At 58.4% G+C, this 22,455-nt stretch carries 19 protein-coding genes; 13 read left to right on the top strand and 6 right to left on the bottom strand.

Annotated elements, in window-relative coordinates; all coding sequences use genetic code 11:
* Positions 1–3 precede the first annotated feature (3 nt).
* The 4 genes from P3B99_002810 to P3B99_002795 all read left to right on the top strand — a co-directional run bounded on the left by P3B99_002810 (position 4) and on the right by P3B99_002795 (position 3,882).
* Complete coding sequence (locus tag P3B99_002810) at positions 4–585, top strand: hypothetical protein (GenBank protein ID WYJ08056.1); 582 nt, start codon at positions 4–6, stop codon at positions 583–585.
* Complete coding sequence (locus tag P3B99_002805; GenBank protein WYJ08055.1) at positions 582–2,153, top strand: hypothetical protein; 1,572 nt, start codon at positions 582–584, stop codon at positions 2,151–2,153. The genes P3B99_002810 and P3B99_002805 overlap by 4 nt, the downstream gene beginning before the upstream one ends.
* A gap of 38 nt (positions 2,154–2,191) precedes the next feature.
* The gene (locus P3B99_002800; protein WYJ08054.1) at positions 2,192–3,571 is read left to right on the top strand and encodes an SGNH/GDSL hydrolase family protein; all 1,380 of its coding nucleotides are present in this window, start codon (positions 2,192–2,194) and stop codon (positions 3,569–3,571) included.
* Between the two features lie 65 nt (positions 3,572–3,636).
* The gene (locus tag P3B99_002795; GenBank protein WYJ08053.1) at positions 3,637–3,882 is read left to right on the top strand and encodes a twin-arginine translocase TatA/TatE family subunit; all 246 of its coding nucleotides are present in this window, start codon (positions 3,637–3,639) and stop codon (positions 3,880–3,882) included.
* 207 nt (positions 3,883–4,089) lie between these two features.
* Here the strand turns inward: P3B99_002795 and P3B99_002790 are convergent, their stop codons facing one another.
* From P3B99_002790 to P3B99_002775, 4 genes are read right to left on the bottom strand one after another with little or no spacing between them, the layout of a single operon-like run.
* Positions 4,090–4,404, bottom strand: coding sequence for a cupin domain-containing protein (locus P3B99_002790; protein ID WYJ08052.1), 315 nt, complete (start codon positions 4,402–4,404; stop codon positions 4,090–4,092).
* 30 nt (positions 4,405–4,434) lie between these two features.
* Positions 4,435–6,273: a sulfatase-like hydrolase/transferase gene (locus tag P3B99_002785; GenBank protein WYJ08051.1), complete on the bottom strand. Its 1,839-nt coding sequence runs from the start codon at positions 6,271–6,273 to the stop codon at positions 4,435–4,437.
* Positions 6,274–6,277: 4 nt separating this feature from the next.
* Complete coding sequence (locus P3B99_002780) at positions 6,278–6,637, bottom strand: diacylglycerol kinase (GenBank protein WYJ08050.1); 360 nt, start codon at positions 6,635–6,637, stop codon at positions 6,278–6,280.
* Between the two features lie 58 nt (positions 6,638–6,695).
* On the bottom strand, positions 6,696–7,592 hold the full coding sequence (locus P3B99_002775; protein WYJ08049.1) for a phosphoribosylaminoimidazolesuccinocarboxamide synthase: 897 nt from the start codon (positions 7,590–7,592) through the stop codon (positions 6,696–6,698).
* Positions 7,593–7,754: 162 nt separating this feature from the next.
* Here P3B99_002775 and P3B99_002770 point away from each other — a divergent pair, with 162 nt between their 5' ends.
* The 9 genes from P3B99_002770 (at position 7,755) to groL (ending at position 19,329) form a co-directional block, all read left to right on the top strand.
* Positions 7,755–9,983, top strand: coding sequence for a methyl-accepting chemotaxis protein (locus tag P3B99_002770; GenBank protein WYJ08048.1), 2,229 nt, complete (start codon positions 7,755–7,757; stop codon positions 9,981–9,983).
* Between the two features lies 1 nt (position 9,984).
* On the top strand, positions 9,985–10,386 hold the full coding sequence (locus tag P3B99_002765; protein WYJ08047.1) for a hypothetical protein: 402 nt from the start codon (positions 9,985–9,987) through the stop codon (positions 10,384–10,386).
* Positions 10,383–11,006 (top strand): chemotaxis protein CheW, encoded by a 624-nt coding sequence (locus tag P3B99_002760; GenBank protein WYJ08046.1) that lies wholly within the window; start codon positions 10,383–10,385, stop codon positions 11,004–11,006. The genes P3B99_002765 and P3B99_002760 overlap by 4 nt, the downstream gene beginning before the upstream one ends.
* Positions 11,003–13,573, top strand: a complete 2,571-nt coding sequence (locus P3B99_002755) for an Hpt domain-containing protein (protein ID WYJ08045.1) — start codon at positions 11,003–11,005, stop codon at positions 13,571–13,573. Before P3B99_002760 ends, P3B99_002755 begins: the two co-directional genes overlap by 4 nt.
* A 63-nt stretch (positions 13,574–13,636) precedes the next feature.
* Positions 13,637–14,368, top strand: coding sequence for a glycosyltransferase (locus P3B99_002750; GenBank protein ID WYJ08044.1), 732 nt, complete (start codon positions 13,637–13,639; stop codon positions 14,366–14,368).
* A gap of 5 nt (positions 14,369–14,373) precedes the next feature.
* Positions 14,374–15,060, top strand: a complete 687-nt coding sequence (locus tag P3B99_002745; GenBank protein ID WYJ08437.1) for a PIG-L deacetylase family protein — start codon at positions 14,374–14,376, stop codon at positions 15,058–15,060.
* Between the two features lie 257 nt (positions 15,061–15,317).
* On the top strand, positions 15,318–17,255 hold the full coding sequence (dnaK, locus tag P3B99_002740) for a molecular chaperone DnaK (protein WYJ08043.1): 1,938 nt from the start codon (positions 15,318–15,320) through the stop codon (positions 17,253–17,255).
* Positions 17,256–17,376: 121 nt separating this feature from the next.
* Positions 17,377–17,673: a co-chaperone GroES gene (locus P3B99_002735; protein WYJ08042.1), complete on the top strand. Its 297-nt coding sequence runs from the start codon at positions 17,377–17,379 to the stop codon at positions 17,671–17,673.
* Between the two features lie 24 nt (positions 17,674–17,697).
* Positions 17,698–19,329, top strand: a complete 1,632-nt coding sequence (groL, locus tag P3B99_002730; GenBank protein ID WYJ08041.1) for a chaperonin GroEL — start codon at positions 17,698–17,700, stop codon at positions 19,327–19,329.
* Positions 19,330–19,742: 413 nt separating this feature from the next.
* Here the strand turns inward: groL and P3B99_002725 are convergent, their stop codons facing one another.
* Positions 19,743–20,504 carry a succinate dehydrogenase/fumarate reductase iron-sulfur subunit gene (locus P3B99_002725; GenBank protein WYJ08040.1) on the bottom strand — a complete coding sequence of 254 codons (762 nt, stop codon included), beginning with the start codon at positions 20,502–20,504 and terminating at the stop codon, positions 19,743–19,745.
* Between the two features lie 20 nt (positions 20,505–20,524).
* Entirely contained in the window at positions 20,525–22,453 is a 1,929-nt protein-coding gene (locus P3B99_002720) for a fumarate reductase/succinate dehydrogenase flavoprotein subunit (GenBank protein WYJ08039.1), read from the bottom strand.
* Positions 22,454–22,455: the final 2 nt, after the last annotated feature.

Genomic DNA, 22,455 nt, shown 5'->3' with positions numbered 1-22,455 from the left:
AATATGCGGAGGTTTTTTTCGTTCGCGTTTTTTTCGCTCGCGGGGTTTGCCGCGACATTCGCGCTCTACGCGGGCTTCGGCGGGCTCGCGGCGTTCGGGGTTCTCGCGCTGTCGGACGGCGGCTTCCGAGCCGCGCCGGCTTCGTCGCAAAAGCTCGCCGACTTCGTAGCTTCCGACGAAAAATCCGCGGGGTTTTCGGCGTCGGAATTGGAGGGCGGGCTTGCGTACATTCTCGAATCCGCCGCGCGGGAGACTTCGCGCGGCTTGAAACGCCAGATTTCCTACCCAGCCGCCCCGAGCGCGGATTTTCGCGACGGAAAAATAGTGCTCGGCGTTCCGTTTGCGGCGTCGCTTGCTGGCAGGGTTTTTGTTGTCCGCGCCAACATCGGGCTGGATTTCGACGGCGGGTTGCGCGTGGCGTCGGCGTCGGTCGGAAAGGCAAAACTTCCGCGCTTTGCGGCGGGCTGGCTCGCCGACGCTCTCCTTGAAATGTACAAGCCGCTCAAACCGCTCGACGCGTATTTTGCGGCTTTCGGAAAAATGTCCGCGCGGGTGGACGGCGGAACGGCGGTGCTTGAAAAATGAAAAGGGCGTTTTTTGTCTGCGCGCTTCTTGTCGCGTTCCAGTTTGCGCATTCCGACGCCCCCGTAAGCCTTGCCGAAAAAATCGCGCTCGCCCGACGCATGGCGGACGAGGCTGCCGAGGGCAAGGCCGAAAGCGGGCGCGTGGTAAACGGCAATTTCGACTTCAACGCGGAGCTTGCAAAATTCCGCGCGTCGATGCGCTCGGAAGACATTTCGCTGGCGGTCGATATGTCCGCGCCCGACGACGACCAGCCCGCGCAAACTTCCGCGCCGCAAGCTTCGGAAGAAACCGCGGCAAAGGCGGACGCGCAACTCTCGGATAAATCGCAAGCCGCTCCCGCGCCGACTGCGGCTGTTGCGCAGGCTTCCGACGGAAAAACTCAGCCGACTGAAAAACAACCCCAGACCGCCCCCGACAAGTCCCGCGCAAAACATGTGGTCGATACCGACAAGGGATTCGTCAACGGCTACTATGCGGGGCGTTTGGGCGACGGCGACGACGACGTGAAACGCGCGGCCGAGCTTGCCAAAAAAAAGACCGACGAACCGCGCCTCTATTCATACGACGGACGCCTGTTCGCGATTGTTTCCGACGACTATTCCGCGCATTCGTTTGCGATACGCGCCGCGCGGAGAGGCGAAAAACTTTTCGACGCGTACTTCGCAAACGCCGACGGAAAACTGTCGCTTGCAAGAAAGGTCGATTTGCAGTTTACGGGCAAAAAGACGGACACTCCCGCGCGGGTTTCGGTGTCGAAAAACGGCGACGTCGTTTTGACGTTCGGCTGGGGAAAAAATCTGCGGCTCGAAAATTTCGCGTCGGCGGTCGCCGAGGGGCTTTTGTATAAAATAGCGTTCGAATCGGGCGGAGAGGCTGCCGTTCGGCGCGTCCCGTTCTGGCTCAAAAGGGCGATGTCCGACCTCTTCGAGCAGACGCTGCGCTACGGCGTGCCCGTCGAAATGGCGGAGCGCGGCGCAAAAAATCCGCCGTCCATGCCCGCGCGGGTTTTCGAAATGGACGGCGTTTCGGAAAAGTCGCTTTCGCACCCGTACTGGACTTTCATTTCGGCAATGCGGACGGCAAAGGGCGACGCCGCGCGCTTTGCGTACGCCGCGCTCGCGGGAGAAACTCCGCAAAAGCTTGAATCGCGCCTGCGCAAATACGCGCCGCCGTCGGCGGATTTCGGGCTGTGGTGGCGCTGCGTTTTGGCGGGCGAAATCTACGCGCGTCTAGGCGGGGTAATGTCGCCAGCGCGCTCGGCGGAGGAAATCGCGCGGCTTGCCGTCTTGCAGGTTGACTCTCCCGACGGCAGGACGGGCGTGCCGCTCGACGCGCTCATGAATGTCTCGGACGTCGACGCGCTGAAACTCCGCGCGCTCGAAATAAAGGTGGCGTTTGCGAACATAAACCCCGTCTACCACAATTCGCTCGTGTCGCTCGGCAAAATCTACGAGGCGGCGGCGGAGCGCGATTCCGAGGCATTCGAAAAGGCGCGGGCGGAGTTCCTTTCCGACTTCAAAAACGCCCGCGCGGTTTCCGCCGAAATAATGCGCCTTATGCGCGACTGACATTTTTTATCAAAAGCAAAAAAACACCGAAAAACATCATGAAAACATTGAAAATAATATACATCTCGGCTATCTGTTTCTCCGCGGCGGCTTCGGTTTTCGCCGCAAAGGACATATCTCCCAGGGCGTTCCCGTCGGGCGGGACTGTCTGCTATGTGGGCGACAGCATTACGCACGGCGGCGGCTACATGCGCAACATTACGCTTTTCTACGCCACGCGCTATCCGGAGGATTTTTTGGATTTCTACAATCTGGGAATCAGCGGCGACACCGTCAAGCACGTCAACAAGCGAATGAAGTCGGACATTCTTGCGCTTAAACCCGCCGCCGCAACGCTCATGATTGGCATGAACAACTGCAACGTCTACGCAAAGCCCGACATGAACGCCGCCCGCGCAAAGGCGGTTGAAAACAACAGGCTTGCGTACCGCAAAAACCTTTCCGAAATTCTCGACAAATTCGCGGCGGCGAAATGCGGGGTAATCCTCTTCACGCCGTCGCCCTACGACGAGACCGCCAAGCTTGAAACGCCCCCGACCGTCGGCAAAAACGGCGAGCTTCGCGAGTTCTCTAAGTGCATTTCGGAGGAGGCAAAAAGGCGCGGGCTCAAACTCGTCGATATGCATGGCTACATGATGAAAATCAACGCCGAGCTTCAGCGCGACTTCCCCGAAAAATCGGTATCGGGCAAAGACAGGGTTCACCCGCAGGCGTTCGGGAATTTCGTGATGGCTGCGAATTTCGTGCGCACGCTCGGCGAGTCCGACACAGTTTCGCGCGTTGCAGTCGATTTGTCGAAAAAGTCGGTTTCGGAAAACTTCAACTGCGAAGTCTCCGATTTGGAGTGCGGCGCGGACTCCGTCAAATTCACGCTTTCCGAGCACTCCCTGCCGTTTGCGGTCGACAAGGATTCCGAGTTTGCCGACAAGTATGTAAAATTTCTCGACGCCTACAACAGGCAGATTGTGAAAGTCGCGGGGCTTCCCGCGGGCGGCTACGAGCTTCTAATCGACGGCAAAAGGGTAGGCGAGTACTCCGCCGCCGCGCTCGATTCGGGCGTCGATTTGGGCAACAACAAAAACACCCCGCAGCGCGCGCAGAGCCTGCGCGTTTCCGCCGCCGCAGACGAGTTCCGCAAAACTTTCGGCACTCTCCGCGAAATCAACGCAACCGAAATGTGGCAGCACTTGGACGACATCGCAAGCCCCGAAGAGCAAATCGCGAAAGTGGAGTCGCTCTTGAAGGGCAATTTCAAGTACAAACACCCCTACATCAGAAAGTGCGCCGAAAACTACAAGAATATGAAGCCCAAACAGGCGGAAATGCTCGCCAAGACCCGCGAACAGCTCGCAAAAATCTACAAGGAGGCGCAGCCGAAGCCGCACAAGTACGAAATTAGGCGGACGGCGGCAAAATAACGCTTGACTCGCCCGCGCCCGAAAATAAATTGAAAAATCTTATGAATAACATACTGATGTTTGGTATGCCCGGCGGCTCCGAATGGGTAGTCATCTTCCTCGCAATCCTTCTTTTGTTCGGGGCGAAACGCCTCCCCGAACTCGCAAAGGGTTTGGGGAAGTCGATTCGCGAATTCAAGAAGGCCACAAGCGAAGTCGAAGACAATATCCGCGAAGCCATGAAGGAAGAGGAGGTCAAGAAGGTTGACGTCAAGAAGTCGCAGCCTGTCGAGTCCGAAACTTCCGTTAAAGACGGCGACAAAACCGAATAGCGCGGCGATTTTTGCGGGGCGTGTCCCGCGCGGAAATCAAGTCGGTTTTTAAATTTTTAAGCCCGCCGATTAGAGCGACAGCCCCCACGGGGTGAGTTCAACTTCGGCGGGCTTTTTTGCGCCCGAATTTTGCGCGTTGCCCGAAATCCCCAAAGCCGTGGGCTTTCCGTAGCGTCGCGGGCGGCGTTGCGCGTTTTTGTCGGGCGGCTACTTGCGAATCATCGTAAGCAGCATTTTGAAATTCTGCGTTGCCGAAAGCGCGTGCGGAACGTTTGCGGGCATTATGACCGATTCCCCCGCAGAGAGCTTTTGCGCTACGCCGCCGATTTTTATTTCAGCTTCGCCTTCAATTATCTGCACGAGCGCGTCGAACGGCGCGCTGTGCTCGCTAAGCCCCTGACCCTTTGCGAACGCGAAGAGCGACACGTTTCCGCCGCCGTTTTCGATTACGGTTTTGCTGACGATTCCGCCGCTTTCGTAGGCGGCGCATTTTGCGAATTCGAATTTTTTTGCCTTTTCCATATCGACGGTATCGGAGCGGACGCCGCCGAATTAACGCTTTTCGGATTTTTTGCGCGGCTCGGACTCCGCAAAATAGTATGCGAGCGCGAGGTATTTGCGCGCGTAGTCGGCGAGTTTGCGCGGGCATTCGGGCGAGTCGAGCGCGAAGATGTCGGCGTCGGTCGCGGCGCACTGCGGGTTGACTGCGGGCGTTGTGCGGCCGCCGAGCGGGGAAGTCCACGCCCTGTATTCGAAGCCTTCGGGCGCGAGCAGTTCCACGAGCGTCGGTATAATGTCGAGGTGTTGGGCGGAGCTGCATTCGCGGTTTGCAAGCCCAGCGTCGGCGACGGCTTTGCCCGTAAAAATCACGGGCACTGCCGATTTTTCGGCGTAGCTTGCGTCGGGGGGAAAATTGCGCGAGGGGTGGTCGCCCGTGATGATTACGAGCGAGTCGGGGTATTTCTCGGTTATGGCGCGGACAAACCTGCCGATTTCCCTGTCGGCGTACCACATGTGGTACATGCGCACTTCGTCGTCGTTTTTCAGCTCGCGGGGACAGCCCTCGGCTTTCAAGTCGATGTCGTAGGGCGGGTGGTTCGAGACGCTCAGAACCATGTTGAAAGAGTAGGGCGGAAAGTCGGTTTTCAGCAGAAAATCTACAAGTTCGGCGTCGCGCACGCCCCATTCCGCTTCGGAGTAGTGTCCGCCCATGGAGTCGCCGCCGACGGCGTTGTCGAAGCCGTTGAATTTTGCGAAGTCGCCAATCTGCATCCACGAGGTCTGCCCCGCGTAGAAGAAAGTCGAGGTGTAGCCGAGGCGTTTGAGAATGGCGGCGGGGGCGCAGTCGTTGCGCGACGGCCGTATGCCGCGCACGTCAAGCCCCGTGTACGGAATGCCGCTAATCAGCGAAGACATCGAAGCCATTGTGCCCCCGCCCGACGACAGCGCGCGGCGGCAGAAAAGCGACTCCCCGTAGAGGGCGCGGGTTTCGGGCATGATTCCGTATTCTGAAAATTTGCCGTAGGTCGGCCACGCCGAGTGGCTTTCGCCAACGAAAAGGAAAATCCGCTTGGGGAGCGATTTCAGCGGCGAGCCTTTCGCCCTGCGGCAAAGCGCGGCGTCGAAGTTTTCCGCGCCGAAAATTTCGCGCAGGAACGCGGGAATGTCCGCCTCTGTGGCGTTGAACTCCGAAAGCCCGACTGCAAGCGCCGATTTTGCGAAGCGAGAAATCTCGTTTTGCAGGCAGTAGGCGGAGGAGGGAATCAGCGCGTTGAGGAAGTCGGAGCGTTCCACCGCGACGTCGCGCATGCGCAGCCCGTCCGCCCGCCAGCCGCGCATTGCGGGCACTATTATGCAAAGCGCGAAAGCCGTCGCGGCGATGTTCGTCTTCCAGCCCGCCTCTATTTTCGACTTGTCTATGAGAGTGAAAATTTTTCCGAACCCGAAAAGCGCGCCGAGCGAAACGCCGATTGTCCCGAAGAAAATTGTAAGCACCGGATACGCCTTCCAAATGGAGGCGAGAATCGCGTGGCGGTCGTCGAAAAGAATTCCGAAGACCCAGTAGTTGAACTGGCTTTTGTACTCGCGGAAAAAGCAGACGTTGATTACGGCAATCAGCGCGGACACGACCGTCGCGAGCGCGGCGTAGCGCACTTTTGTTTTCGCCGCAAAATCGCGTTTGCCCGCCGCAAGCCCCAGGAGAGTCAGCGCGAATGTAGGCAGTATAATGTAGGCTGCGGTCATCGTGTCGAAGCGCAGGGACATTCCGAACCAGTCGGGCGAGGGCGTCGCGCCGTTTGCGTTGAAGCCCGCAAGCAGCGCGAGCCTGCCCGCAAAATAGACGGCAAGCAGGGTCGCGAACAAAACGGCGTCTTTGGCGAGGTTCTTCACGGCGTCAGAAAACGAATACGACAATCCAGCAGACGGCGATATTTGCGAGCGCAATGAACACCGCCGCGCTCCCCGCGTCCTTTGCGAATTTCGCGAGCGGGTGGAAGTTCGGCGAGACCAAATCGACGCATTTTTCGACTGCGGAATTGAGAATTTCGGCAATCAGCAAAACGAAAAGCGGAATCACGAGGGCGCAGCGTTCGGCTTTCGAAACGTCGGCGGCGAGCGCGACGCAAAGCAGAACCGCCGCAAGCAGGCAGTCCTGCCTGAACGCCGCTTCGGAGCGCAGCGTGGCGCGCAGCCCGTCGAGCGAATTTTTCGCGGCCGATATCAGCCTTTGTATTCCCGTTTTTTCGTTTTTCATTTTGCGTTTGCGTCCAAAAAAAAGCCGCCCGCTTGGACGGCTTTCGGAAATCGTTTTGCTATTCGCCCATCAGTTTTGTGAGGGCTGTCGAGTAGCACTTGATTGTGTTTTGCACGACTTCTTCGGGCAGGGCGGGCGCGGGCGGCTGCTTGTTCCAGCCGATTGATTCGAGATAGTCGCGCACGTACTGCTTGTCGTACGAAGCCTGCGAGCGGCCGATTTCGTACTTGTCGGCGGGCCAATAGCGGGACGAGTCGGGCGTGAGCACTTCGTCTATGAGGTAGACTTTGCCGTTCGCGTCCGTGCCGAATTCGAACTTCGTGTCGGCGAGGATTATTCCGCACTGTGCCGCCTTCTTTTCGCCCATGTTGTAGAGCGCGAGGCTTGCGTCCCTAATCTGTTTGAAGATTTCCGAGCCGAGCAGTTTTTCGCATTCGGCGTTGGTGATGGGCATGTCGTGCCCCTCCGCCGCCTTGGTCGTGGGGGTGAAGAGCGGTTCGGGGAGCTTCTGGCTTTCTTTTAGCCCCGCGGGAAGCTCGAACTCGAACAGCTTGCCCGTCTGCGAGTATTCCTTCCAGCCGCTGCCCGCAAGGTAGCCGCGGGCGATTGCCTCAATCGGCATGGGCCTGAGCTTCTTTACAATCATCGAGCGGTCGACGAGTTCGGGGCGGCCTTTGAGCAGTTCCGCGACGCGTTCGGCGTGGTTTTCGACGAGGTGCGTGGGCATGAATTTAGCCGCCTGTTCGAACCACCAGAGGCTGATTTGCGTGAGCAGCACGCCTTTGCCCGGGACGCCGTTGGGCATGATTGAGTCGAACGCCGAAATGCGGTCGGTGGCGACGATGAGCAGTTCATCTCCGAGGTCGAAATTTTCTCTTACTTTGCCTTTCGCGATTTTCTCGAAGGGCAGGTTGTCAACCGTCATGAGCGGTTCGGTGGGAAGTTTGAATTTCATGACGCGGATAACACAATTTTTGCGCGGAAAAATCAAGACAATTCGTCCGCCCGCTCCGATAGGCTCTTGCGTCAAAAAAATGGGGCGCGGGGCAATCGACTTCTTGACGGGGGCGGGGGGGGTAGTTTATATATTACTATAAAGACGCCGCAAAGTTTCTCCATGAAAATACGGACAAAAATTTTACTCTACATAGTTCTGCCCATTTTTGCGGCGGACACGGCAATAACCGTCTACAATTCGCTGTCGAACTACGACACGCTCAAAACGCTGTCGGAGTCGAAGTTCGTGTCGGATACGGAGCTTATCGCGTCGAAAATCTCCGCCGAGAACACCCGCGGGGTCGCCGTGGCGAAGACCGCCGCCGAAGGGGCGTCGGTGCTGTTCGGACGCCGCGCCGAAAGCGTTGCGCTCGTCCGAGACATTCTGGCGGAATTCCCCATGTACATCGGCGCGAGCGTCGGCTACGAGGTCAACGCCGACCTCGCCGACTTCAAAACCGAGCAGGGGCTGAAAAACCTGCGCGACGGCAGGGACGTAAGCGTTGACGGCGGCGTGGACGCCTACGGATTCGCCGAAAACAAAACCTCCGTTTCGATGGACGAGTGGATTGCGAAGTCGGAGGGCGGCAGGTTTGTGGCGTACTGGTCGCGGGCGAAGGGCGAGCTTACCCTCGAACCGCTCGCGAACCCCGACACCGCCATGTATTCGGCGGGGTTGCGCAAAAAAATGGAGTCGGGCGACAAGGAGGCGTTCATCGTAACGGAGCCCTACCTGTATTCGAACAACGTCATGATGGTTGAGTACTCCGCGCCCGTGTATTTCGAGGGCAAATTCTCTGGGCAGGTAGCTTTCGACCGCGACCTCGCGTCGCTTTCCTCGACCCTTTCGTCCATGAAAACCCTCAAAGGAGAGGACATATTTCTTATCAGCGCGCAGGGCAGAATAATATCGGCAACCAAAAACGAAAACCTGAGGACGCTTTCCGTTGACGACCTCCTTACGGACGAGTCGGGCAACTTCACGCTCGCCCTCCTGCGCGACGAAAACGGGCAGCTTGTCCGCGACGACGCAAACTCCGCAATGCTCGATTCCGCCAAATATAAGACGGTCTACCGCGACATGCTCAAATCGGCGTTCGAGACCTCCAAAAATTCGCTGCTGGTCGAAAACCTCGGCAAGGGGGTATCGCGCTACCGCGACCCGCAGACGCGCCGCACATTCTGCGTTTCGCAAAGCCTTATCCGTCCGGGGAACTGGGTTGTTGTCCACGTCGTGCCCGAGGAGGATTTGTTCGCGCCGCTCTACGCGTCGCTTTTGCGCGAGCTTTGCGGGGCGGCGGTCTTCTTTGCCGTGATGGCGGCAAGCCTCCTGCTTGCGGGCGGAATCGTAGCGCGAATCGGCGAGGCCACACGCGCGGCGGAGGAAATCGCAAAGGGCAATTTCCTCGTGGAATTTTCGCACCCCGAAAACGTCGCCGACGAGACGGGCAGCCTGCTCAGGGCGGTCGGCAGAATGGCGTCGAAACTGCGGGCGTTCGCAAGCCGCGTGAGACTTGCGGGGGTCAGCATGGAGGACTCCGTCGCCGAGACCGAGAAAACCGCCGGCGACTACGACGACCGCATGCGAGACTTCGGCGCGGGAGCTTCCGCCGTGTTCGCCGAAGCCCGCCAGCTTGGGGAGTCCGCCGAGAGAATTTGCGAGACCGCCGACGCCCTTTCCGAATCCGCCGCCGACGGCGCGCGCCGCGCGGCGGAGGGCAGGCGGAAAATTCCCGAAATAGAATCCACCCTCGGCGGGTTTGCGCGGAACACGTCGGCGGTGTCGCGCAGGCTCGCGATAATCAGCGAGCGCATGTCGAACGTCAACACGGTCATAACCGCGATTTCGAAAGTCGCCGAGGAAACGAACCTGCTTTCGCTCAACGCCTCCATCGAGGCCGAAAAGGCGGGGGCGGCGGGCGTCGGCTTTGCTGTTGTTGCGAGGGAGGTCGGCAGGCTTGCCGAGCAGACCGCAGCGGCTGCCGACGACATCGAAAACATCGTCAAGGACACGCGCACGGCGGTTGCCTCCGGTGTGTCGGAAATGGAGAAATTCTCCGACGAGGTACGCGCGGGCGGCGCGGAAATTTCGCGCATAATCTCCGAAATGGACGACCTCGCCGCGAGGATTCAGACCGTCGCTCCCCACGCGGCGCGGCTTGCCGAAAACGTGCGTTCGCAACGCGCCGAACTTTCCAAAATGTCCGACACAATGTCGGGTCTGGACGACATCTTGAAACGCTCCGCCGTGCTTCGGCGCGGGATTGTCGCGGGCGGCTCGAAACTGCGCGAGGCCTCCGAAAGGCTTTCGTCGGCGTTGCGCGGCTTCGGCGAAAGGGGGGACGCGTAGCATGTTCGCGCTGACCTTTTCGGCGGGAGGCAAACTCTGCGCCGTGGATTTGAAATACGTCTGCACGGTTTCGCCCGCGTTCGACCTCCACGCCGACGCGTCGCGCCCGCTTCCGTTCGTGGGCTGGCACGGCGACGGCGATTCCAAAATTCCCGCCTTCGACCTCAACTACGCAATCACGGGAAAGCCCGCCGAACGGCTTTTCGGCACGCGGCACATAATAGCAACGCCGCGCGGCGATTCCGAGAAAATCGCGCTTGTCGTCGAGCGGGTGGGGCTGGTTGCCGAATTTCCCGAATCCGCGCTTTCGGGCGCGGAGGGCGACGCGTACAGGAACGCGGAGTACGGCGGAAATTCGCTCGCGCTCGTCGATATTGCAAAGGTTTTGGAGGGCGCGTTATGAGCGGAGTCCGCTGCTGGAACGACATCGGCATTTGGGGAAATTCGACGTGCGAAAAACTCGGCGAATGCGTGCACTGCGTGAATTGCGGCGTCTATTCCGACGCGGCGAAAGAGCTTTTCGAGCGCAAAATTCCGTCGGACTATTTCGACGAATGGACCGAGAGCATGGAACGCGCGCGCGGCGTGTCGGCGGGCGGCGGCGGGGGAATGTTCCTCTTCGGGCTTTGCGGACGGCTCTTCGCGCTTCCGTCGGAGGCGGTCTCGGAGCTTGCGTCAATGCGCATGATACACAAAATTCCGTACAGGCGCGGCGCGGGCGCGGCGGGGCTTGCGAACATCGACGGAGAGCTTGTGCCGACGGTCGATTTGGCGGGGCTTTTCGGGCTGGACTCCGCGGGCGGACAGTTCAAGTGCCTTGTAGTGTGCCTGCTCGGCGGCGAAAAAACGGCGTTTCCCGCCGACTTCGCAAAAGGCTCTGTTTCGCCGGACGCCGACTCTTTCGTCCGCGCGTTTCCCGACGACGCGTGGTATTCGGCGGGCACTTTCAAATTCGGCGGCGAGCCCGCAACACTTGTCGATTGCGACATGCTCGCGGGGGCGGTCGCCAAGAAAAGCCTATGAAAAACGACTCGTTCATGCTCGAACTTTTCCTGCGCGAAGTCCGCGCGCAGTGCGCCGTTCTGCGCGGTCTGCCGTCCGGCGGCGACGCGGCGGCGGGTGCGCGGGCGGCGAACTCGCTCAAAGGCGCGGCGCGAATGCTCGGCTTTTCAAAATACGCCGACGTCTGCGAAAAGCTTGAAAATTTCCTAAACGGGGGCGGGCGCGTCTTCGACTCGGCGTACATGCACGCGGTTGAAACATTGGCGAAATGCGCCGACATCCCGCCCGAAAAACTCGAACAGGCGGTTTCGGAGGAGGAATCCGAATTGGACGCCGTTTTGAATTCCGACTTTTCCGCGCCCGACAGCCCCGCGTCGCCCGCGCCCGCGGCGTCGCAGCCCGACGCCCTCCCGCCCGTAGACCCGTCCTTGAAGGCGATTTTCATGGAGGAGGCGGCAAACCAGCTCGCCGTGCTTTCGGCGTCGCTCGTGGAGCTTGAAGACGACTTTTCGAACGCGAAAAAATTGGAGCGGCTCATGCGGGCGTGCCACAGCCTCAAAGGCGCGGCGCGCGTCGTGGGGCTATCCGATTTGGTTTCGTTCATGCACGAAATGGAGAACTGCTTTTCGTCGGCGCAAAACTCCAAAATCTCCATAAATTCCGACTCGCTCGACGTGTTTCTCGACTGCGCCGACTTCGTCGGGAAACTCCGCGAAAACGGGTTCTCTCGCATAGACCGCAGCCGCTACGGCGAGCTACTTTCGCAGCTGCGCGAAATCGAAAACGGGGCGACTCCCAAACGCTCGGTTTCGACCGAGCCGCGCGTCGGCGTCCCCGAAAAAAGCGGCGGCGACGCGTTCGTCAGGGTGTCCGCAAAGAGCCTGAGTTCGCTCATGGAGCTTGCCGCCGAGATTCTAATAGAAAACCGACGCGCCGAAATTTTCAGGGAGGCGGCGGCTTCGATTAAAAATTCGCAGGAGCAGATTGTCGGGCAGCTCGAACGCGCGATGAATTCGCTCGAAGGCGCAAAAGGCTCCGACGCCGCGCTTGCGCGGCTCGAACAGCTGAGGAAGTCCCTGCGCGCGCTCGCGGACGAATCCCGCGCGCAGACCGACGCGCTGGGCGAATATTCGCGCCGCAACGTCGCCCTTTCCGACAGGCTCTACGCGGAGGTTTTGGCAAGCCGAATGCGCCCGCTCTCAGACGGGCTTGTGGCGTTCCCGCGGCTCGTGCGCGACTTGGCGAAAGAGGCGGGAAAGAAAATCGTCCTCGAAATACGCGGCGGCGACGTTCCCGTAGACCGCGACGTTCTCGAAAAACTCGAAGCGCCCCTCACGCACCTCATAAGAAACGCGTGCGACCACGGCATAGAGCCTCCCGAAGTCCGCGAGGCGGCGGGCAAGCCGCGCGGCGGCAAAATAACGCTCGGCGCGTGGCATTCGGCGGGGTTCTTGATGATTAAAATAACCGACGACGGCGCTGGGCTTGACACCGCGAAAATCCGCGCAAAGATTTTGGAAAAACGCCTCGCGCCGCCCGAAATCCTCGAAAAAATGCCGCAGGACGAGCTTTTCGAATTCCTCTTCCTGCCGAATTTCAGCACAAAAGACGGCATAACCCAGCTGAGCGGGCGCGGCGTGGGCTTGGACGTAGTGCAGTCTATGCTCCGCGACGTGGGCGGCGGAATCTCGGTCTCGACGGTCGCGGGCGGCGGCTCGGCGTTCACAATGAAACTGCCCATTACGCGCTCGGTAATCAAGGCGCTGACGGTGGACATCGGCGGCGAGCCTTACGCGTTCGCGCTCGGCAGGGTGTACAGAACGGTGAAACTTTCGCCGCGCGAAATCTCGGCGGAGTCGGGGCTTAATTTCTTCCGCATGGACGGGAAGTCCGTGCGCCTGTTTTCGGGCGTCGAAACGCTCGGATTGGGGGCGGCAAGCCCGAAATTTTCGGACGAAATCTACGCGGTTGTTGTCGCCAACAAGGGTAGCCTTTTCGCGTTTGAAGTCGATTCGCTTCCGAACGAGGTCGAGCTTGTGGTGCGGCCGCTCAACCCGAGGCTCGGAAAAATTCCGTGCATTTCCGCGGCGTCGCTCGACGAAAACGGGCTGCCCGTGCTCATAATCGACGTTGACGACCTCACCGCATACGCGGCGTCGTCGAGGTCGGAGTCTGGCGCGGCGGCGGAGGAGTCTGGCGGGGAGTCGAACCTCAAAAAAATCCTCGTCGTCGACGACTCCGCAACCGTGCGAGAGACTGAGCGCAAGATTCTCGCGGGCGCGGGCTACGCCGTCGACACCGCCGTAGACGGAATGGACGGCTGGAATTCTTTCAGGCTCTCCGACTACGATTTGGTCGTAAGCGACGTCGATATGCCGCGCATGGGCGGCTTCGAGCTTGTCGGGAAAATCAGGAAGACCGACTCTTCGATACCCGTCGTGATAGTCTCGTACAAAGACAGGGCGGAAGACAGGGCGCGGGGCGCGGCGGCGGGCGCAAACGCCTACCTCACAAAAAACAGCTTCCGCGACGACTCATTCCTGCGCACGGTGAAATCGCTCGTAGACGGCGCGGACGCGTCGGTTTAGAGTCTTGACAACGGGGGGCGTTTCTTAGATACATGGGTGTATCAATTTTTATCCGACTTACAAATGGCTGAATATACAGTAATATCCATGAAATGGGGCGACAAGTACGGGCCCGAATACGTCAACCGCCTGTACAACATGACAGCCCGCAACCTCACCCTGCCTTTCAAGTTCATCTGCTTCACCGACAACGGCGCGGGGCTTGACAAAAACATAGAGGTTCGCCCGCTCCCCGAAATGGATTTGCCCCCGGACCGCGAACGCGGCTGGCGCAAGCTCTCCACTTTCCGCGACGACATCGGGCTTTCGGGGCGCGTGCTCTTTCTCGACCTCGACACCGTGATAGTCGGGAACATCGACGAGTATTTCAAAATCGACGGCGAATTTTTCGTGATAGAGCACTGGCGTCCGTCCAAAAAACACGGCGTCGGCGAAACGGGCGTATACCGCTTCGAGGCGGGTAAAAACCGCGATTTGTACGACTATTTTATGTCGCACATGTCCGAGGTTAAGGCGAACTACCGCCACGAGCAGGCTTATGTAACCGACGTTCTCTCGAAAGCGGGCAAGCTCAAATTCTGGCCGAAAAAGTGGATGCCGAGCTTCAAATACAACTGCATGCGCCCCTTCCCGCTCTGCTATTTTTGCGACCCGATTCTTCCGCCCGACGCCAAGATGGTCGTCTTCCACGGCAATCCCACTCCCGACCAGGCAATGGCGGGCAAGACGAAGGGCTTGAAGGGCATAATCAGGCACGTCCGCACGCCGCAGTGGCTGAAAGATAATTGGAGATAGATTTGATGAAAAAAAGAGTTCTCGTACTTGCCCCCCACAACGACGACGAAACGCTCGGAGTGGGCGCGTCGATGGCCAAACACGTGGCGCGGGGCGACGAAGTTTTCGTTTCGGTTCTCACGTCGATTGGCGACGACAATCCCGTGATGAAACCCAACAAGCCCGAAATCCGCGCCGAAACGAAAAAGGCTATGGAAATCTTGGGCGTAGACTACAAAAACGTCCTCTACCGCGACCTCCCCAACGTGCTTCTCCACGACGAGCCTATGTACAAGGTAAACAGGGTTGTGGTGGACGTCGTCAAAGAGGTTCAGCCCGACATTCTCTACATTCCGTTTATCAACGACCTCCACAAAGACCACCGCGAAATTGTCTACGCCGCGCAGGTCGCCGCCCGCACTTGCACCGAGTTCGGCAGAAACATCAAGGAGGTTCTCATGTACGAAACGCTTTCCGAAACGCACTGGAACATTGAATGCGTAGAGGGCGGTTTCCTCCCCAACGTCTTCAACGAAATTTACGACTTCCTCGAACTGAAACTCAAAGCGGTCGAGGCGTACCAGAGCCAGCTGAAATATTTTCCCGACGTGCGCAGCATAGAGGCGTTGAAGTCGCTCGCGATTGTCCGCGGGGCGATTTCGGGCATGCGGGCGGCGGAGGCGTTCATGCTTGTCCGCAGGCTCTCGTATTAAAACAGTCGGTATCCGGTTTTGGGCGGCTTCCGTTTGCGCGGTTGCCGCTCTTTTATTATAGTGCGCACGGGCGTGTCCCGTGTGGGACAATCGCGCGGGGGCGTGTGCCATAATGTCTCACTCGGCGGACGGCGGGCTTTCGGGCGGCGGGAGCAGGCGGTAAATGTGAAATTGCAAGTTGCTAATTACAAAAATGGTTTCGGCGCAAAGCGCGGGACTTCCCCAAACTGGCACGGGGCGTGCTTTAAAAGAGGCATATGAGTAAAATATTAGGTATCGACTTGGGAACGACAAATTCCTGTATGGCTGTAATGGAAGGCGGCGAAAGTACCGTTATTCCTAATCGCGAAGGCGGCAGAACGACCCCTTCGGTTGTGGCATTTACAAAATCGGGCGAAAGATTGGTTGGTCAGGCGGCAAAACGTCAGGCGATAACGAATCCTACTAACACGATTTTTTCGGCAAAACGTCTTATCGGACGCAAATATTCGGAAGTGAAAGAGCTTGCGAGCAAGCTTCCGTACAAGGTCGTCGAGGGCGCGAACGGCGCGGCGGTGATTGAGTGCGAAGTCGGCGGCAAGACCGAGCGCTTCTCTCCCGAACAGATTTCGGCAATGGTTCTCCAACAGTTGAAGGCGGACGCCGAATCGTATTTGGGCGAAAAAATCACGGAGGCCGTCATCACGGTTCCCGCATACTTTAACGATGCGCAACGTCAGGCTACAAAAGACGCGGGCACAATCGCGGGCTTGGAGGTCAAGAGAATCATCAACGAACCCACCGCGGCTTCGCTCGCGTACGGGCTTGACAAAAAGAACGACGAAACAATCGCGGTCTACGACTTGGGCGGCGGCACTTACGATATTTCGATTCTCGAAATCGGCGACGGCGTGTTCGAAGTCAAGGCGACAAACGGCGACACGCAGCTCGGCGGCGACAACTGGGACGCGGCAATCATGGATTGGCTCATCGACTCTTTCAAAAAGGAAAACGGCATAGACCTGCGCAACGACGCAATGGCATTGCAGCGGTTGAAGGAAGAGTCCGAAAAAGCGAAAATCGCGCTTTCGTCGGCGCAGGAGACCGACATCAACCTGCCGTTCATCACGGCGGACGCGACGGGTCCGAAACACTTGAATGTAAAGCTTACAAGGGCGAAACTCGAACAGCTTACGGACTCCCTCGTCAACAGGACAATCAAGCCGTTTGACGACTGCTTGCGCGACGCGGGTCTCTCGAAGTCGGACATCGACGAGCTTGTACTCGTCGGCGGCATGACGCGTATGCCCAAGGTTGTGGAAATCGCAGACCACCTCGCGGGCAAGGAAGCCCACAAGGGCGTCAACCCCGACGAAGTTGTTGCTCGCGGCGCGGCAATTCAGGGCGGCGTCTTGCAGGGCGACGTACGCGATGTTCTCCTTCTCGACGTAACCCCGCTTACGCTTTCAATCGAAACCGCCGGCGGCGTTTCCACCCCGATGATTGAGCGCAACACGACAATTCCGAAAAAGGCTTCGCAAGTTTTCTCGACGTACTCGGACAACCAGACGGCGGTAGACATCAGAGTCTTGCAAGGCGAACGTCCGATGGCTCGCGACAACAAGCTTATCGGCAATTTCAGGCTCGACGGCATAGCCCCCGCTCCGCGCGGTCTGCCGCAAATCGAAGTGACATTCGATATCGACGCAAACGGTATCCTCAACGTCACGGCGAAAGACAAGAGCACGGGCAAAGAGCAGAAAATCACGATTACCAACAGCAGCGGTCTGAGCAAGGAGGAGGTCGAAAATCTCCGCAAGGAAGCCGAACTCCACGCGGCGGAAGACGCAATGCGCAAGGAAACTGCGGAAGTCCGCAACGAGCTTGACAACATAATCTACCAAACCCAAAAGCAGATTTCCGAAGGCGGCGCAAACCTGCCCGTAGACGCAAAGCAGGCTCTCGAAAACGAGATTACCGCGGCAAAGCAGGTTCTCGACAAGGCTGACGCCTCGAAAGACGAACTGAAAGCGGCGGTAGACAAGCTCATGAAAGTCTTGCAGGAAAACGCGCAGCACATGCAGCAGGCCCAGCAGCCCAACGCCCAGGCGGGCGCGCAGCAGGCTCAGGGCGGCGCGGCACAGCAGGGCGGCAAAGACGGCCCCGTCGACGCGGACTTCGAAGTAGTTGACGACGACAAACCGAAAAAGGAATAAAGTTTAACAAAGGCTCTCCGCGATTTTTTGAATCGCGGGGAAGCTTTTGTCTTTTCAAAACGCGCGAAAAGTGCAAAATATAAATTTTAATTTTACTATAAACAACAAATAAACAAACAATATGGCTAAAACAAAAATCCAACCCCTCGGCGACAGAGTGCTCGTAAAGCAGGCCGTGGAAAAAGAACAAATCAAGGGCGGAATCATCATTCCCGACGCCGCAAAGGAAAAATCGCAGGAAGCGACGGTTGTCGCCATCGGCAGCGGCAAGCTCGACCGCGACGGCAAGCGCATTCCCTTTGAAGTAAAGGTAGGCGACAACGTTCTCATCTCCAAGTACGGCGGCACGGAAGTTGCTGTCGGCGACGAAAAATTCGTCCTCCTCCGCGAAGACGACATCGTTGCCATTCTCAAATAACATCTAAAATAAGGAAAATTTATCATGGCTAAACAAATCATTTTCGACGAAGCGGCACGCAAGAAAGTCCTCAAAGGCGTAACGACGCTCGCAAAGGCGGTTAAGGCGACTCTCGGCCCGAAAGGCAGAAACGTCGTAATCGACAAGAAATACGGCTCGCCCCTCATCACCAAGGACGGCGTAACGGTCGCCAAGGAAATCGAACTCGAAGACGTTTTCGAAAACATGGGCGCGCAGGTAATCAAGGAAGTCGCCAACAAGACTTCCGACAATGCGGGCGACGGCACGACAACCGCTACCGTTCTCGGCGAAGCCATCTACCGCGAAGGTCTCCGCAATGTCGCGGCAGGCTCGAACCCGATTTTCGTAAAGCGCGGTATCGACAAGGCTGTCGAAGCAGCCGTCAAGGAATTGGCCAAGAACTCCAAGCCCGTTAAGGACAGCAACGAAATCCGCCAAGTCGCGACGGTTTCGGCCAACTGGGACACGGAAATCGGCAATATCATCGCCGAAGCCATGGACAAGGTCGGCAAAGACGGCACAATCACCGTCGAAGAAGCGAAGTCGATTGACACGACCCTCGACGTAGTCGAAGGCATGCAGTTCGACAAGGGCTACCTCTCGCCGTACTTCGTAACGAATACCGACTCGATGGAATGCGTGCTCGAAAACGCGTATATCCTCGTGCACGAAAAGAAGATTTCCAACCTCGCGGAACTCCTCCCGATTTTGCAGGCTGTCGCAAAGACCGGCAAGCCGCTGATGATTATCGCAGAGGACGTTGAAGGCGAAGCTCTCGCGGCTTTGGTCGTCAACAAGCTCCGCGGCATGCTCAACGTCTGCGCGGTCAAAGCCCCCGGCTTCGGCGACCGCCGCAAGGCAATGCTCGAAGACATCGCGATTCTCACGAATGCGCGTTGCATCACCGAGGACCTCGGACTAAAGCTCGAAAACCTCCAACTCGCCGACCTCGGCAAGGCGAAACGCATCACGGTTTCGAAGGAAAACACGACAATCGTCGAAGGCGCGGGCAAATCCGCCGACATTCAGGGCCGCGTAAAGCAGCTCCGCAAGGCGATTGAGGAAACGACTTCCGACTACGACCGCGAAAAATTGCAGGAACGCCTCGCAAAGCTCGCGGGCGGCGTAGCGGTCATCAACATCGGCGCGGCTACCGAACCCGAAATGAAGGAAAAGAAAGCTCGTGTTGACGACGCCCTCCACGCGACACGCGCGGCTGTCGAAGAAGGCATCAGCGCGGGCGGCTCGGTTGCGCTCCTCCGCACGGCAAAGGCAATCGACGCCCTCCAACTCGAAGGCGACGAACTCGTCGGCGCGCAAATCGTACGCCGCGCAATCGAAGCTCCCCTCCGCCAGCTCTGCGCAAACGCGGGCGAAGAAGGCGCGTTGGTTGTAAAGGAAGTTCTCAACGGCAAAGGCTCGTGGGGCTACAATGTCGCGACGGGCAAGTTCGAAGACCTCTTCAAGGCCGGCGTCGTTGACCCGACCAAGGTAACGCGTTCCGCGCTCCAAAACGCGGCCTCCGTTGCGGGACTCTTGCTCACAACGGAATGCATGATTGCCGACAAGCCCGAAGAAAAGCCCGCGATGCCCGCAGGCGACCCCTCGATGGGCGGCATGGGCGGCATGATGTAATTCGATCCGGCAGGCAAATTTTCCGACGCGGAGAAATCCGCGCGGACAGCGAAAAGAGAACCGTTCGCGGTTCTCTTTTTTGTATTCAGACAGCGGGCAGGGTAGAGGCGGGGGCGGCACTACAATATTTCCGCAACCCGCCGCGTCGCATTTCCGTGAACACAAAGCCCGCGCTGCCTCTGTTTTCCGACTGCGCGAGGGGTTGGGCGGACTGCGTTTCCTCTTCGCAGAATCGCTATCCTTGCGGGCGGCGGGAAATATTTTGCCGCCAAATTCTGTCGCCGATTATGCGCGGGGGCTAGTTTGCAATTTCGATTGTCGGTGTTATATGCGACGGATGCGCCGCGCAGGGGCGCAAAAAAACCCGCCGTCGCAAGACGGCGGGCTTTTTTGCAGCCTTTTCGAAATCCCGACTATTCGCTTTGCGCTGCGAGCTGTTTCGCCTTGGCGATTGCGTAGTCGCGGTTCATCTTCGCGATGAAGTCGAGCGTGATTCCCTTCGGGCAAACCGCCTGGCATTCGCCGTAGTTCGAGCAGTTGCCGAAGCCGAGTTCGTCCATCTTCTCGACCATTGCGATTGTGCGTCTGTCCTTTTCGGGCGCGCCCTGCGGCAGGTAGTTGAGGTGCGAGACCTTAGCCGCCGTGAAGAGCATTGCCGAAGCGTTCGGGCAAGCCGCAACGCACGCGCCGCAACCGATGCAGGCGGCGGCGTCCATCGCCTTTTCGAGCGTATCCTTGGGGATAAGCACCGCGTTTGCGTCCTGCGGCGCGCCCGTGCGAATCGAGATATAGCCGCCCGCCTGCTGGATTTGGTCGAGAGCTTCGCGCGAGACAACCAAGTCTTTCTTAATCGGGAACGGACCCGCGCGCCACGGTTCGACGACGATTGTGTCGCCGTCTTTGAACTTGCGCATGTGGAGCTGGCACACGGTCGTTTCGCGTTCTGGGCCGTGGGGAATGCCGTTGATGACCATCGAGCACATGCCGCAGATGCCTTCGCGGCAGTCGTGGTCGAACACAATCGGTTCTTTGTCCTGCGCTACGAGCTGTTCGTTGAGAATGTCGAACATTTCGAGGAAGGAGCTGTCTTCGCTTACGTTGTCGACTGTGTAGGTTTCGAAACGTCCCTTGGCGTTTTCGCTCTTTTGTCTCCAAATTTTAAGATGTACTTTCATTTGTATTCCGAAATTTTAGATTATTTGTAGGAACGGACGACGGGCTTTACTTCGTCGTGCGTGATGGGTTCTTTTTCGAGGCGCGGCGGCTTGCCTTCGCCGTCGTACATCCACACCGCGGCGTACGAGTATTCGGCGTCGTTGCGCTTTGCTTCGCCGTCTTCCGTCTGGTGTTCCACGCGGAAGTGTGCGCCGCAGCTTTCGCGTCTTTCGAGGGCGTCGCGAACCATTACTTCCGCAAATTCGAGGAAGTCGGCAACGCGTCCCGCGCGTTCAAGCTCGTTGTTGAGCGTGTTTTCTTCGCCTACGATTTTCAAATCCTTCCAGAATTCTTCGCGAACCTGCGGAATGAGTTCGAGAGCCTTTTTGAGGCTTTCTTCGGAACGCGCCATGCCGCAGTATTCCCACATGATTTTTCCGAGTTTCATGTGGAAGTGGCGCGGGCTTTGCGTGCCCTTGATGCTCATCAGTTTCTTGATTTGGTCGCGAACGTTCTTTTCGGCTTCGTCGAATTCGGGACGGTCGGTCGAGATTTTCTGTGCGCCGACGCGTGCCAGATAATTCGGGAGCGTGTAGGGAATCACGAAGTAGCCGTCCGCCAGACCCTGCATGAGCGCGGACGCGCCGAGGCGGTTTGCGCCGTGGTCGGAGAAGTTGGCTTCGCCGAGAACGAAGAGACCGGGAATCGTGCTTTCGAGGGTGTAGTCAACCCAAAGACCGCCCATTGTGTAGTGCGAAGCGGGGTATATGCGCATGGGTGTTTCGTACGCGTTTTCGCCCGTGATGCGTTCGTACATGTCGAAGAGGTTGCCGTACTTTTCCTTGACCGTTTTAAGGCCGTCGCGCTTGATTGCGTCGGCAAAGTCGAGGTAAACACCGCGTCTTTCGCCGTTGACTGCCGGCCCTACGCCGCGTCCGTCGTCGCAGGCTTCCTTTGCCGCGCGCGAGGAGATGTCGCGGGGAGCGAGGTTGCCGAACGAGGGATACTTTCTTTCCAGATAGTAGTCGCGGTCTTCTTCGGCGATTTCCGAAGGCTTCTTTGTGCAGTCTTCCTTCTTCTTGGGAACCCACACGCGGCCGTCGTTGCGGAGCGATTCGCTCATGAGCGTGAGCTTGCTCTGCTGGTCGCCGTGCTGCGGAATGCAGGTGGGGTGGATTTGCGTGAAGCAGGGGTTTGCGAAGCCCGCGCCGCGCTTGTAGCAGCGGAAAGCCGCCGTGACGCTGCAACCCTGGGCGTTTGTGGAGAGGTAGAATACGTTGCCGTAGCCGCCCGTGCAGAGCAGAACCGCGTCGGCGGAGTATCTTTCGATGTCGCCGTTTACGAGGTTGCGGACGATGATGCCCTTTGCCGAGCCGTCAACCTTTACGAGGTCGAGCATTTCGCGGCGGGTGTACATCTTGACCTTGCCGAGGGCAATCTGTCTTTCGAGAGCCGAGTACGCGCCGAGGAGGAGCTGCTGCCCCGTCTGTCCGCGGGCGTAGAACGTGCGGCTGACCTGCGCGCCGCCGAACGAGCGGTTCGCCAAAAGGCCGCCGTATTCGCGGGCGAACGGAACGCCCTGCGCAACGCACTGGTCGATGATGTTTACGCTGACTTCCGCGAGACGGTAGACGTTGGCTTCGCGCGAGCGGAAGTCGCCGCCTTTAACGGTGTCGTAGAAGAGGCGGTAGATGCTGTCGCCGTCGTTCTGGTAGTTTTTAGCAGCGTTGATGCCGCCCTGCGCCGCGATGGAGTGGGCGCGTCTGGGGCTGTCCTGATAGCAGAAGCAATCGACGTTGTAGCCCTGTTCCGCAAGGCTCGCCGCCGCGCTCGCGCCCGCAAGACCGCTGCCTACCACGATTACGCGGTACTTTCTGCGGTTCGACGGGTTTACCAGTTTTGCGTGAAATTTAAAGTTCGACCACTTTTCGGAAATGGGTCCCTCAGGAATTTTAGAATCCAAACTCATTT

Source organism: Opitutia bacterium KCR 482, from assembly GCA_029269845.2.
GTDB lineage: Bacteria > Verrucomicrobiota > Verrucomicrobiia > Opitutales > Intestinicryptomonadaceae > Merdousia.
This window is presented reverse-complemented; position numbering and strand designations above follow the sequence as displayed.